Source organism: Methanoregula sp., from assembly GCF_049690535.1.
In the GTDB taxonomy this organism is placed as follows: Archaea; Halobacteriota; Methanomicrobia; order Methanomicrobiales; family Methanospirillaceae; genus Methanoregula.
The window spans coordinates 25,922-40,459 of record NZ_JBAVMX010000139.1 but is presented as its reverse complement, the minus strand read 5'-3'; the positions used below and the strand labels follow the sequence as shown (position 1 = coordinate 40,459).

Genomic DNA, 14,538 nt, shown 5'->3' with positions numbered 1-14,538 from the left:
AGATGCCGGCTGATGGACGCACATACCGTTCATTTCCCCGCCCGTTTTTTGCCTTTCTGTTCCAGCGCGAGAAGTTGTTCCTTGATTTCGAGTGCCGGGGAAAAACCGCCAATGCCATGTGCTGCCACGATCCGGTGGCAGGGCACGACAAGCGGCGTCGGATTGTGTGCCATCGCACGCCCCACTACGCGTGGCGATGTGCCGACCAGCGCCGCGATCTGCCCGTACGTCGCGGTGCTGCCGTACGGCACTTCCCGCACGGCCCGGTAGATCCGGGAGGAGACACTCTCTCCTTCGCATGCAATGGTGGCGAGCTCCGAAAGATCGACCATGTGGCCGGCACAGTATTTCAGGATCGGAGCCGGGACCGGACCGGGGATGCCCGTCTGCGCAAACCTGACCCGGCGGATCGTCTCCCCGCTCCACCAGACATGGACATACCAGAGACCGAGCCGGCACGATCCCCCGGTCACTTCCATCCCGCGATCACCTCGCGGAACTGCGTGATGTCGCACTCGAACATCTCTTCCTGAATCCATGCCGGCAGCGCCGATTTCACCCGTTTTTCAAGGAACCTGCGCTCCCCGAGCACCAGCACACCGCGATCCTCGGGAGTGCGCAGCACGCGGCCGAGCGCCTGGAGTGCTTTATTTATCGCCGGCAGCGTGTAGCAGAGGAACTCACCCTCCTCGCCATACTTATGCCGGAAGTACTCGATGACCATCTTTCGTACCCGGTTAAAGGGGGCAAGCGGGAGGCCGATCACCATCGCCCCGGAAAGCATCTCGCCACGGTAGTCCAGTCCCTCGCTCCACTTCCCACCGCACACGGCAAACATGATCCCGGACTCACCCTGCGAAGGAAGCGAGAGGAACTCGTTGAGCGCGGCGCCGGCTCCTGCCGCGTCCCGGGGCTCGACATATATTTTGCGCCTGCTGATCGCATCGGCGGCAAGCGAAGCGTAGGTTTCGAGGATCTGGTAACTGGGAAAGTAGATCGCCCGGTTCTTTTTGAGTGCAGCAAACGAGGTGATGTACCGCACAACCCGATCCGTATTCTCCTTGTTCTGCCTGAGGGAATAGGCCGTGGTGATGTCGGTCGCACAGCAGATGAGCCGGTTCTCCTTTGGGAAAGAATTAGGCAGCGCGAGGGTGGCGACCTTCGCGTTGTTGAAATAGAGGCGCCGGTAACTTTCGACCGGCGAGAGCGTACCTGATATCAGGATGCAGCAGGCATGCTGGGAACAGATCTCGGTGAGCGGGGCGGACGGGTCGATATTTCGCACTTCAAGGAGGATCCCCTCCTCGGTTTTTTTGTAGATCGTAAGGTACGCGGGGTTATGGGAGGACTGCGAGAGCCGGTACAGGAAAACGGTCAGGCGCTCGATTGCAGTTTCGCGGAACTCGCCGGCCTTCTGGTTCCTGTCCCGGATCGTCTCGGCAAGGCCCATGAGTTCGTCGACGATATCATCCATGTCCTTCCAGAGCGAACCTTTGACTACCATCCGGTCGAAGATACCTGGATCGAACCAGTCCTCGGGTTCGGTCGAGTTTGCGAGGCCACGGATAAACTCGGTGAGCCGGGGAAGGACGTGCTGCACTGCCTCTGCCCCCTTGTGGTGGCGTTTCATGCCCGAGAGTTCGCGGATTGCCTGCTCAAGATCCTTTTGTGCAAGCCCGACACTCTCGATCGACTGGATCGTGTCCCCGCAGTTGTGGGCCTCGTCGATCAGGAGCATTACATCCTGTGACTCGACATTGAGGTTCGCGTACAGCTGCTCCCGGATCTCACGGTCGAAGAGGTGGTGGTAATTGAGGATGATCACGTCCGCGTTCTTTGCCGCGTGCATCATCAGTTCGTACGGGCAGATGTCACCGGCAAAACCGGCCAGTTCCTGCGGCCGGACGGGATCGGTGAGCACCCGATCTGATTTCGAGCGCACCGTAGTCGAAGGCACCATCTTGAGGCCGCCGGTATCCCCGGACACGAACATTTTGCTCGCGATAAAATACGGGCAGAGAAGCGGGTGCTCACGGTCCATTCTCCGGATCTGCTGGACAATAAACGGATCTTTTATCGGGACAAGGGCACCTTTCTCAGCCCGGTCGCGCATGAGCGAGGATGAAAATGTCTTGACACCCTCGCAGCGCCGGTACACGTCTCCTTCGCCGCCCAGGGGACACATGCTCTTTTTTCCGACAAGGTACACGGTCTTTAACTTCGGCTGCTTCTTTTTGACAAGCGCGAGTTCCCGTATAAAGGTGGTGAGCTGGCTGACCGTGCGGACAGCGATCACAAGTTTCCGGTCTTTGCGTTCGGCAAGAAGGGATGCAACCACGCTCGACTTCCCGCTCCCGGTCGGAGCGTCAATCATACCGATACCCCCCTCGCGGGCGACCTCTGCGGCAAATGCGAGCATCTCGCGCTGGTGGGGGCGGTATTCCGCATACGGGAAGAAGGGATCGAAACTTTCCATTGTCGGAATACGTTTGGCGCTATAGGGTTTTATGGGCGTCGGATAGGACCTGCATGGTTCCGCAGGCAAACAGGCTCAATGCTAATATTCCCGCACAACCCATCTGTTCCTATGGCAGTCCACCCCATCGAGTACCGGTACGGCACACCGGAGATGCGAGCCATCTGGAGCGAGGAGAACCGCTTCTCCTGTGTTGTTGCCGCGGAAGTCGCGCTCGCACAGGCAGAGGCAGCGCATGGCCTGATCCCCGAGGCTGCGGCCGGGGAGATCGCACAGAACGCACAGACGGCGTCCCTTGCCCGGGCAAAAGAGATCGAAGCAGAGATCAGCCACGACATGATGGCGATCGTAAAATCCATCACCGAGGTCTGCGGCGATTCCGGAAGGTGGGTGCACTACGGCGCCACCTCAAACGATATCCTCGATACAGCGACCGGCCTCCAGCTGGCGCAGGCAATGGACCTTATCGATACAAAGCTGCGCAACCTCCTCCGGGTGCTGATACACAGGGCCGAAGAGACAACGACCCTTGTGGCAGTGGGGAGGACGCACGGGCAGCAGGGAGTGCCGATCACGTACGGCCTCAGGTTCGCCATCTGGGCAAGCGAGGTGGGCCGGCATATCGAACGGCTGGAACAGCTGCGCCCCCGGGTCGCGGTCGGGCAGATGACCGGTGCGGTGGGGACGCAGGCAGCGATCGGGCCAATGGGGATGGACGTTCAGGCCACGATGATGCAGCGGCTCCACCTCTCTTCCGTGGATGTCTCAAACCAGGTGATCTCGCGCGACCGGTATGCGGAGTACTTCATGTTCCTTGCCAATGTCGCAACAACGCTCGACAAGATCGGGATTGAGATCCGCTCGCTCCAGCGCACCGAGATCGGGGAGGTTGAGGAGGCATTCGGCGCAAAGCAGGTGGGCTCGTCCACGATGCCGCATAAAAGAAATCCCATAAAATCCGAACAGGTCTGCGGCCTTGCCCGGATTATCCGTTCCTCAGTTGAGCCGGCGCTCCTCAACAACACGCTCTGGGACGAGCGGGACCTCACCAACTCTTCCTGCGAGCGGGTGATTTTCCCGGAAGCATCCATCCTTACCGATCACTGTCTCCGGCTCATGACAACCGTGCTCGACAAACTGGTGATCAACCGTGCCGCGATCCGGCGCAACCTCGCGTTCCTCCACGGGATCAACATGGCAGAATCCGTTATGATCGAACTCACCCGGCGCGGCATGAACCGTCAGGATGCCCATGAACGCGTGCGGATGGCAAGCATGCAGGCACTTGCCGAGAGCCGGCCGCTTGCCGATGTGCTTGGAGCTGACCCCGAAGTGATCCGGTTCTGTTCGCGGGACGATCTCGTTACTCTCCTCGCACCGGATGCCTACATCGGCACCTCAGTTGCGCAGGTCAACCGGGTAATTGAGAAATTAAGACCCCTTGTCCTGTAATCCCCGTACTTTATTTTATAAAGAAGAGGGGGAACAATAATGACAGATTTATACGTTACCAGGGTTAATTCACACTGGTAATGGAACGGCAGATCGCCCTTTGGGGACACAGGTTCACTCATACGGATATTGTCCGCTTCACGGTTATTGCGTCCCTGACACTCTCCTCCATCCTGATTACGGCGATCACTCTCGCCCAGAATATCGGTGCACTCTATCCCCAGCTCTTCTACTTCCCCATCCTGTATGCGACCTATTTCTATCCCCGGCGCGGGATCATCCTCGCCGGCATCTGCGGGATCGTGTATGAGTGTCTCGTGTACTTCTCGCTCTTCCCGGATACATTCGCTCTCTGGTCGGCCACCGGCCAGGCAGTGCTCTTTGTCTGCGTCGCGCTCGCAGTTGTGTACTTCACGAACCTCATCCGGGTCTCAGAGGCCCGGTACCGCAGCATCTTTGAGAACTCACTTCTCGGAGTCATCCTTTTTGAGAAGAACAATTTTAAAATCCGGCTTGCCAACCAGCAGGTCGCAGGGATGCTCGGCTATAACGTTGAAGAACTCAGCGGGATGACCTTTGCTGAACTCTTCTCCTCCCACGATTTCCAGCGCCGGTTCTTTGAACACCTCGGATCCGGGGAGGACATCAGGAATTTCGAGACCTGCTTTGCCACAAAAACAAAGGAACCCCACTGGGTCAACCTCTCCTGGAGCCGGATCGACGACACCGTTGTCAGCTGTTCGGTTATCGATATCAATACCGAAAAACTTGTCCGACAGGAGGCAGTCGACAGTTCAACCCAGTACAGGCAGGTGACCGAGAACTCGCCCACCGGCATGGTGATCACCGATCGCACGAGAATCCTCTTTGCGAACCCTGCATTCTCCATCTTCTCCGGGTACACACCGGACGAATGCACCGGAAAGGATCTTGCGGACAGTGTCATTGTTGAGGACAGGGAACGGTTCGCGGCTTTTGCCGGCCGATGGGATACAGTGGCACCGGTCCCGGACCGGGCGGAGTTCCGGTTTATCACAAAGAGTGGTGAGATCCGGCGGGCAGTTCTCTATTTTACTCCCATCACCCGCAACAACCGGCCCGCCGGACTCATCAATGTCATCGATAATACCGAATGGGAGGAATACCGTGAACGGGTGGAGCAGACCAAAGAACGCCGGCGCGAGATGATGCGTGCCGTTGCCCACGAACTCAGGACGCCGCTCCAGCCGGTCCTTGGGTACCTCAACCTGCTTCTCCAGGACCCGAAGTCTTTTGGAGTGACCGAGGAGACCCGGCAGATCCTTGAGCGGTGCGCCAAAAGTGTCGACCAGGAGCGCCAGATCATCAACCAGATGCTGGAACTCTCGGTCCTTGAGGTCGAGGAGACCGGCCTTGACTATTCTGTTTTCTCCGTGCGGGGAATGGTCAATGCCGTCATCGCAAACGGTGGGTATGCGATTAAGGCAGAGGTTGCAATCGATATCCCGCCTGACCTTGTTTTTGAGGCCGATCGCCAGAAACTATCCTATGTCCTCGATGTGCTGCTTACAAACGGGATGACCTACTCCAAACCGCCAAAAAAGATCTGGATTACGTACCGGGGCTCGCCCACCCTCCCGTTCCACCGGCTTGCCATACAGGACAACGGTGTGGGTATCACCGAGACCCAGCTCGATGAGATATTCAAACCCAAAAACGATGGGGGCACCGGGTCTCTTGGGCAGAGCACCGGTGTGCCCGGGCGGTCCCTTGCGATTGCAAAAAAATATGTCCAGCTGCACGGAGGATACATCAGCGTTGACAGTATCATGAACATTGGGAGCACATTTACCATTCATATCCCCAAAAAACGGCCAGACAAAGGTGATAACCATGACGCGTAAGATTGTAGTTGTCGAAGATGACCAGCCTATCCTCGACCTTATGGAGATCCTGTTGAAAAAACTGGGATACGAGCCAGTACTTATCCCCAACGGACTCGATGCACTGAACTATGTCAGATCCCAGCCGCCTGCCCTGATCCTGCTTGATATCATGATGTCACCCCTTTCAGGCTGGGAATTTCTGGATCGGCTGCGGACGGAATATAACCAGCGGGAGATCCCGGTGATCCTCTTTACCGCATCGCCCACGGTGCCCGGGAAGATGGCAGAACTTCATGACCCGAAACTGGGCATCCTCCAGAAACCGGTCACCTTCAACGAACTCAAAACCGCCATACAACAATTTCTTGGATAATGTATCGGACACTGGCGTGAGATCCGACGATTTTTTTAAATTTGATTATCTGTGCACTGTTTATCATAGTTTCAGGTTGCTATGCTGTCGGGCAGGCAGGATGAGACATATACCATTATTTATTCTGAAAAACGATGGGAATATACTAAGTTTCTGACCTGGTGCCGCTGGAGGTAGCCATGATCCCGGTTTTATTGGTTGACGATGAACCTGCACTCCTTGAAGTAACCAAAATTTTTCTGGAGCGGGGCGGTGAGTTCAGGGTCGAAACCGCTGCATCGGCAGAGGAGGCAATCGGGAAACTTAAAAAAGAGAGATATGAGGCGCTGGTCTCCGATTACCAGATGCCGGGGATGGACGGTATCGGGTTCTTAAAATACCTCCGTCCCCGCTGTAAAGGGATGCCATTTATCCTCTTTACCGGCAAAGGCGGGGAAGATGTTGCGATCGAGGCTCTCAATGCCGGCGCGGACTTTTACGTCCAGAAAGGGGAGTTGCCCCGGGCCCGGTTTGCGGAGCTCGAGACAAAAATACGATCTGCCGTTGCACGGCGGCAGAGCGAGCAGGCACTCCGCCAGTCTGAAAAGGCATACCGTTCGCTCGTTGAAAATCTCACCGGTATCGTTTTTACCGTCAACGATGAAGGGATCCTCACCTATGCCAGTTCCCGTATAAGCCGTTTCGGGTACGATCCAAAAGATGTGACAGGAAAGGACTTTGCCATCTTGGTCTGTGCAGAAGATATCCCACTCGTCGCCCACCATTTTGCACGGGTAAAACAAGGCATGACCTCCCGGTTTGAGTTCAGGCTGACCAGTAAGAGCAGGCAGTCCTGCCGGGTGTGTGCCTCGTGCCGCCCGCAGATGGATCAGGCAATGTGCACAGGTGTGCAGGGCCTGCTGACCGAAATCCCGGACGACAAAAAGGAGGGTGATACGTCAGGGGGGCACGAGGTCGCAGAAAAAAACGAAACTCATCAAACCCATACCAGACGTGCTGCCCTCTTTGAGGAGACATTCAGACAGGCACCGCTTGCCTGCCTGACGCTCTCCAAAGACGGACTTATTACAGACATCAACCGGGCCGCCCTGGTGCTGCTTGGCTGTCCCGAAGACACGGTAACCGGGAGAGACCTTGCCGGGTTTATCATCGGGGAAGATCAGGCGCGGTTTTCTGCCGGTCTCCTGGAACTTAAACACTCCGGCAGTATCCATGCAGAGCGATTTGCCCTCGCCCGAAACGGGGGCTGCACAACGGTTGTCTCACTGGACGGCTCGGTTGTCCAGGATCCCGGGAGAAATTCCAGTCTGCTGTTTGTCACGCTGACCGACATCACCGAACAGGTACGGGAGGCCACGATGCTGCAGGCAACAAGCGCATCCGCAGAGGGCATACTTGCCGGTGCCCGGGAAGGGATCCTTGTCTGCACCCCGGCACTGGTTCTTTCCCGGTGGAACCCGGCAATGGAGGATATCACCGGGATTGCGAGCCGGGACGCTTGCGGAAAACCGCTTGCCGACATGCTGCCATTCCTGCACGGGACAGGACCGGATTCCCCACCGGTTCGGGCGATGGCCGGTGAGATCGTTGCCACCCCGGATTCCCGGTACGAGTATCCCGTCTCCGGGAAATGCGGCTGGGCACGGGCGATCTTCTCCCCTCTGCGGGACGCACGCGGTGAGGTGGAAGGGATCATCGGAGTGGTGCAGGAGGTCACCCTCCGCACAACTGCCGCCCGGCGGATACGGGCGGCAAACCGGCTCTATGCAATCAGTTCACGGGTCAGTGCAGCCGTCGCACAAGCCCGGGATCTTGAATCACTGCTCGCCGGCACCTGCCGGATCGCTGCTGATGAAGATGCGATCGGGATGGCGTGGATTGGACTTTTCGATCACGCCGCCGGCATCATCAGGCCGGTAGCGCACGCCGGGGACGGGGAATGCCTGCCAAAAGAGGGATTCCGGATCGCCGACGCAGATCAGGGCACAGGACTTGTCGGTGACGCCATCCGTTCGGGAATACCGGTAACATGCCACGATACCACAACGGATCCAAAACCATGGATGGAAGAGGCACACCGTCAGGGGTACCGGTCACTGGCTGCCGTACCGTTCCGGCTCAAAGGCCAGATCGTTGGGGTCCTCACCCTCTGTTCCGGTGAGCCGTATGCATTTTCTGATGATGAGTCGGAGCAGCTCGCGCTCCTTGGCACCACGCTCTCATCGGCGCTCGACCAGCTTGACAAAAAAACGCTCCAGCGCAGGGCGGGGAAGGGCTCCCACGGCAGTTGGGAACGCACACGGTTCCTTGCCGGGGGGATAGAGTCCTCATCTGTTCCCTTTGCCGCGGTCTTCCCTGACGGGAGCACCGGAGCGGTAAACTCAAGCCTCTGCGCCATGCTCGGATACACTGAGGATGAACTGCTTGCGCTCCCGTTGACCAGCCTCTTTTTTGGCGGTACAACTGCTGATGAGAAACGGTTCCTGCGGGTAATGACCACAAAAATACCGGAGCGTTACGAGAGCACCATCCGCACAAAAGACGGCACCATCCTGCCGGTCGAGTGCTTCCTTCAGGCCATGACCGATGAGACCAGCGGACAGCCCTGCACTTACGCGTTTATCACCGATGTCGCAGACCGCAAGCGGCGGATGGACCGCCTCGAAGAAGAACGGCAGCAGTACCTGGTATTCTTTGAGACGGCAAGCGCAGCGATCGTGGTAACAACGCCAGAGGGATCGGTCCTTGCCGCAAACCCGGCGGCATGCCGGCTGTTCGGCCGGACAGAAGAGGCGTTGCGCTCAGCAGAGGGCGGCGGTCTTGCCGGCACAGGAGATCCCCGGTTTGTCGAGCTCGCGCGGACATGCAAAGAGAACGGGACCGCACAGGGAGAACTGCGGCTCATCCGTGAGGAGGGGATACAGTTCGATGCGGCGGTCCGGGCTGTGTGGATCAAAAACCGGGACGGTCAGGGTGCCATGAACCTTACCCTGTGGGATATAACCGGACAAAAAAAGGCCGGGGCCGCACTGAAGCATGACCGGAACTGTGTTGTTTCCATCCTCGACAGCCTGCCAAATCCTGTCAGGAGGTCCAATCCTGATGGTGAATGTATCTTTTTCAACAAAGCATGGCTCGCGTTCACCGGAAGAGTTCCTGCAGATGAAACAGGTGATGGCTGGATGGAGGGCATCCATCCCGACGATCGCGACCGTTACCGGGAAATCGCGAGGACGCAGGACAATCACCAGGGGCCATCAGAAGTGGAGTACCGTCTCCGGAACAATGCCGGCGAATACCGGTGGATCCGCGAAGTCCGTATACCCGGCCCTGCACCGGATGGGACGGAGACCGGGATCACGTACTCCTGCTTCGATATCCACGAATGCCGGCTGGCAGAAGAGGCCCTTGAGGAAGAAAGGGGGCTGTACCGGGCCGTGTCTGAAAACACTGCCGATGCCATCCTCCTTGTAAGCGACAGGATCCTTGACTGTAACGCAGCGGCGATGCGGCTGTTTGCCGGCACCCGCGAGGATCTCATCGGGCACGACATAAAGGACTTCTTTCCCCGGTACCAGCCGGACGGCAGGGCATCTGCCTATGCCGCACGGGAGTATCTTGAGGCAGCACGGGAAACGCCGCAGACATTTCCCTGGGTCTCCCTGAGAACTGATGGGACGACCCGCGAGACCCATGTCACCCTGACCACGCTCTCGATCCATGGAGAAGAGCAGGTACTTGTCGTCTTCGTGGATCTGACGGGAAAAAAACAGGCAGAACACGAGATCCAGAGGCTTGTCTCCTACCCGGAGATGAACCCGAACCCGGTCATCGAGGTCCGGCCGGACCGGACCATAACCTATACCAACCCGGCAACCGCTGCGGTGCTCTCATCTCTCGGGCTCCCGGATGACCCGGCTGCGTTCCTGCCGGCGGACTTCGATGCAGTTGTAAAAACACTCAATCCGGCGGAGCCGATCATGATCAATCGCATCGTGCACCTCAAGGAGCGCTCGTTTAACGAATCGATCTCCTTTGCCCCGGGACCCAATTCCCTCAGGATCTATGCCTATGATATTACCGACCGGATACAGGCAATGGAAGCGCTTGCGTATGCCAACCATAAACTGGGCATCCTCACGAGTATCACCCGCCACGACATCCAGAACAAACTTACCGGTGTGCTCGGATATCTCGACCTAATACGGAGTTCCCTGCGTGACCCCCAGCTGATCGGATTCCTTGACAAGGCAGAAACGTCGGCAAACGCCATCCGGCACCACATCGATTTTACCAAAGATTATGAGTCTCTCGGGGGTACAGCCCCGGTCTGGCAGGAGATCACACCCATACTTGCGAATGTGAGATCGCACTTTGATGTGGGGGAGATCGCATTTGAGGAACCGGCACCGGGTTTTGCCGTTTTTGCCGACCCGATGTTCGGGAAAGTGCTGTACAACCTCTGCGACAATTCGCTGCGTCACGGTGTGCATGTCCGGCACATACGGATACGGTGCACACCTGCCGATACCGGATGCACCCTCATTTATGAGGATGACGGCGTAGGAATCCCGCAGGACAAGAAGGAACTAATTTTCGAGCGCGGGTTTACCACGTCATCCGGTTCTGCAAAGTCGTCCGGCCTTGGCCTGTTTCTGGTCCGGGACATTCTTGCCATCACCGGCATCTCCATAAAAGAGACCGGTGTGCCCGGGGCAGGCTCGCGGTTCGAGATGGTTATTCCCCGGGGGAAGTGGAGATGCGGGCCGGCGGAGTAACCACAGGCTTATTTTTACACAAAGGAATCCTGAATGGAGAACCCGTTTTTCCATGATACTGATACCTCCGTTTTTGGTGATTGCGGGGGTAAGACTGATTCATCCCACGTGATCCTTTACGATCCGGATCACTGCACCTGATAAAAGACTGATGATCGCTTCAGGACATTGCTTCAATAAAAAATGAAAAAGGAATTCAGATATACCGCGCTTTTAAGGAGAGCTTGCGCGGGGTATAGAGCGGACGGAACGGCTTACCTGCGATCTCTTTTCTTACGTCAGCGGCAAGGGCGTCTGCGGTCATCTGCTCCTTGAAGGGCTTGTTTGGCTCAGATTTCCGGCGGATGGTAACGGTGAGTTTCTTATTTGCCATTTCCTCGTCACCGATAACAATCACGTAGGGCACCCAGTCCATACCTGCCTCACGGACTTTCTTTCCGACGCTCTCTTCGCGGTCATCGATATCGCACCGTATGCTCTGCACGTTGAGAGCGTCGCAGACTTCCTGTGCATACGCGGTGTGCCGCTCGGCAACCGGCACGACACGTACCTGGGTCGGCGAGAGCCAGGTCGGCAGGGCCGGAACTTTCTGGGTCGAGATGTTCTCGAGGATCGCACAGATCACCCGCTCGACACTCCCAGTCGGGGAGCAGTGGAGGATGGGCGGGAAAACGGGCGTGCCGTCATCCTTGAAGTACTTGATGTTAAACCGGGTCGAGCTCTCGACATCGATCTGGACGGTCGGGTTCTCGATCGGGCGGTTCTGGCCATCGATGGCCGCAAGGTCGATCTTGGCCTCCCAGTAATGGACACGTTCGGATAAAATCTCAATGAGCATCGGGCAGTCGGACTCCTTTACGATCTTCTTAACCCATGCCTCGTTCTCATCGTAGAACTTCTTCGTGCACCGGAACGCGGCGACGAGCTTCGTCTCGAAGTCCCGGCCGGTCTGCCAGCCTATGGCAAGCTGCTCCTCGAAGCACTTCATCGCCTCGGGCATATCAGTACAGAGCGAGTGCATGTCGGGCATCGTGAAACAGCGCAGGCGCTTTAACCCGATCACTTCACCCTTCTGTTCGTGCCGGAAGGAGTAGGTGGAGAGCTCGTACATCTTCATGGGGAGGGTGTTTTTCGAGATGTGCATGTCCCGCATGATCGAGAACATGCCAAAGCAGGCGGCAAACCTGAGCATCATGTCCCGGTTGTTGCTCTTGAACCGGTACTGCCTCTCGCCGAACTTTGCCGCGTGCTCGCAGATCGCCTTATCGCCAAGGTCGTACATGACCGGGGTCTCAACCGGGGTCGCCCCATAGGGGAGCACGAGGGCAAGGACATAATCGGCGAGAAGATCACGGACGAGCTTGCCTTTAGGCAGCCAGCGCAGGCAGCCGACATCGCTTGCCGGTTCGTAGTCGACGAGTTCCTTTGAGCGCATCAGGTCGACGTGGGCCGGTTCGCCGCCGGTCGGTTCTGCGACGCCGAGCTCCTTTTTCACGAGGCAGCCAAACGGTGTGTTGTCGAGGTACTGGTGGTAGTCGTGGGACTTTCCGTCAGGGGTCAGGACAAACCAGTCGTGGGTGACCTCTTTTTTGCCCGGCTTCTTCGAGACCGCTTCACCTTCTTCTCCGCCGGGCACAATGGTCTTTGAGAGCTCAGAGAGCGGGTGACCCTTGCAGGAAATCTTGAAGGACTTGTACCAGCCAAACGGCGCACGCTTCACGGCAAAGCCTTCAGCGGCAAGGCCTTCCTTAAGAGCGTTTAAGGCCGGTACTGCCACGTCGGGCCGTGCAAGGTCGCTTGAGAGGTGGGCGTACGGGTAGATGACGATCTTGTCCGTGTGCACCTGCCCGGCGGTCTTCTTTACCTCTTCGATGGCCTGGAGGATGACGCCCTCCATGTCCTCTTCATCGATGGACTCAACCGCAGAAAAGACCGTAAGCGCGTCTTCTTCGCGATCCGCGAGGACGGCTCCCTCCTCTGCCATCTTTGTCTTCTTTTTTGCTTCGTATTCGATGTAATCTGAATGTATCAGAAGAAGTCGCATTGCTTCATCTCCAATCCGGAACGGTTATTCGTATAAAATGGGATCTTAAGGTATATACCCTCATTGCCCCCGGCACCCTGCTGACTCCGGGCTTTTCCATAAGGATTCACCCGATTGTTTATTCCCGGGATACCGGGAAAGAGTTGCCTGACGCTGGTCGAGGTACTTTGCATCGGTCTTTTTGTCGTACGGGTTTTCTGCCCGCTCGGTCGTGTAAAAAACAAGCTGGCCGATCGGCATACCGGTGTAGACCTTGACCGGCCGTGCATTTACGTTCGCCATCTCAAGGGTAATCGTGCCCCGGAACCCGGCATCGATCCAACCGCCGGTCTGGTGCAGGGTGACACCGAGCCGGGCGATGCTTGACTTGCCCTCGATGGTGGCAACAATGTTATCCGGGAGACTAATGCATTCAAGGGTCTCAGCGAGTACGAACTGACCCGGTACGAGGACAAAAGAGTCGGCGTGAGTTTCGCCCACATCGGCGGTTACGCTCGCCTTGTCGTACGGGTCGATAACCTGCGTGCCCGGGTTGTACCAGACAAAGTGGTTCCCGAGCCGGATGTCAACTGAGTTGGGCTGTACCAGGTTTGGATCGTAGGGATCGATTTTGATATGGCCCCGGGCGATGCGGTCACGGAGCTGCCAGTCCACAAGAATCATGGGAGTACCGGGTTGGTGGTGATCGGTGATAATTTCTCCCGGGATTAGTTTCCAGATTGAATGGATCGAACCCTGCCGGGAAACCATGATCCCCGCGACATTGTACGCAAAAACTAGTGGTTTCCCTTGAGCCCTCACGCAGGGATTGTGGGCGCCCCCTCACGGTTTGGATTTTTTTGAAAATGTCACCAACCTTACCGGATTTTTTTATAAAATTTCGATAGCCTTGTTGTACTTTTTTAAAATGTTCAACAACGTGTCCGGATTTTTTTATTCTGCAAACGGATCTTCCTCTTATCGAGAATCTTATCGGGAAACAATGACCGGGTAGATCACGGTTAAAAATGATAGTATGCACTCAAGGTGGATCGCAAAAAAAATCTGAACGCCCAAAAGGTGCACCTGAACCCGGGAAAAAGAGTGCCTGCAATCTCATAATGATGACTCCCTGAACGATGGCCTCATGTTCCTTCTCTTTTCTGATGCTCTGCATAAGCTCCCGGATTGAAGGCAGGTTCTCCTTCGATGCAAGGCTTCTCTTTTCAGGCCCGGGAGCCTGTGCAGCATTCCCGTCACCTTCTGGATTTGTGTCGCCCTTCATGTTCCCTCTCCGGACCGGAACGTGAACCTGCTCTGCCCGTGGTAGTTCCTGAGGAACGCACAGCAGGTGGCAATGACCTTTGCCACGAGAGGGGCTAATGAGAGGAAGGTGACCGCCAGCCAGACGATCCCGAGGTTGACGATGAGACAGGAAACGGAGATCGCCACAAAGGTCGCAAACTGGGTGGCCGTCTTCCGGCCCGAATCCTGGAACGTGAATGATTTAATAAACCACTCGTGTCCGGGCGTCATTTTCTGTGGCTCCCTCTGGTATTTATCCGGACAGA

9 protein-coding genes are annotated in these 14,538 nt (G+C 56.9%); 4 read left to right on the top strand and 5 right to left on the bottom strand.

Going from position 1 to position 14,538, the window contains the following annotated elements:
• Positions 1 to 29: 29 nt before the first annotated feature.
• Complete coding sequence (locus tag WCE46_RS11085) at positions 30 to 479, bottom strand: methylated-DNA--[protein]-cysteine S-methyltransferase (RefSeq protein WP_424733784.1); 450 nt, start codon at positions 477 to 479, stop codon at positions 30 to 32.
• Entirely contained in the window at positions 470 to 2,476 is a 2,007-nt protein-coding gene (locus tag WCE46_RS11080) for an ATP-dependent DNA helicase (RefSeq protein ID WP_424733783.1), read from the bottom strand. Before WCE46_RS11080 ends, WCE46_RS11085 begins: the two co-directional genes overlap by 10 nt.
• A gap of 111 nt (positions 2,477 to 2,587) precedes the next feature.
• On the opposite strand from WCE46_RS11080, the gene purB reads away from it, so the two are divergent.
• From purB to WCE46_RS11060, 4 genes are all read left to right on the top strand, one after another.
• Entirely contained in the window at positions 2,588 to 3,928 is a 1,341-nt protein-coding gene (gene purB / locus WCE46_RS11075; protein WP_424733782.1) for an adenylosuccinate lyase, read from the top strand.
• An 80-nt stretch (positions 3,929 to 4,008) separates the two neighbouring features.
• Positions 4,009 to 5,811 carry a PAS domain S-box protein gene (locus WCE46_RS11070; RefSeq protein ID WP_424733781.1) on the top strand — a complete coding sequence of 601 codons (1,803 nt, stop codon included), beginning with the start codon at positions 4,009 to 4,011 and terminating at the stop codon, positions 5,809 to 5,811.
• Complete coding sequence (locus WCE46_RS11065) at positions 5,801 to 6,166, top strand: response regulator (protein WP_424733780.1); 366 nt, start codon at positions 5,801 to 5,803, stop codon at positions 6,164 to 6,166. Before WCE46_RS11070 ends, WCE46_RS11065 begins: the two co-directional genes overlap by 11 nt.
• Positions 6,167 to 6,345: 179 nt before the next feature.
• Entirely contained in the window at positions 6,346 to 10,944 is a 4,599-nt protein-coding gene (locus tag WCE46_RS11060; protein WP_424733779.1) for a PAS domain S-box protein, read from the top strand.
• A gap of 196 nt (positions 10,945 to 11,140) precedes the next feature.
• On the opposite strand, the gene WCE46_RS11055 is transcribed toward WCE46_RS11060, so the two are convergent.
• The 3 genes from WCE46_RS11055 to WCE46_RS11045 all read right to left on the bottom strand — a co-directional run bounded on the left by WCE46_RS11055 (position 11,141) and on the right by WCE46_RS11045 (position 14,503).
• The gene (locus tag WCE46_RS11055; protein ID WP_424733778.1) at positions 11,141 to 12,988 is read right to left on the bottom strand and encodes a threonine--tRNA ligase; all 1,848 of its coding nucleotides are present in this window, start codon (positions 12,986 to 12,988) and stop codon (positions 11,141 to 11,143) included.
• A 60-nt stretch (positions 12,989 to 13,048) separates the two neighbouring features.
• Positions 13,049 to 13,651, bottom strand: a complete 603-nt coding sequence (dcd, locus tag WCE46_RS11050; protein WP_424733777.1) for a dCTP deaminase — start codon at positions 13,649 to 13,651, stop codon at positions 13,049 to 13,051.
• Positions 13,652 to 14,248: 597 nt separating this feature from the next.
• Complete coding sequence (locus WCE46_RS11045) at positions 14,249 to 14,503, bottom strand: GtrA family protein (protein WP_424733776.1); 255 nt, start codon at positions 14,501 to 14,503, stop codon at positions 14,249 to 14,251.
• Positions 14,504 to 14,538 lie beyond the last annotated feature (35 nt).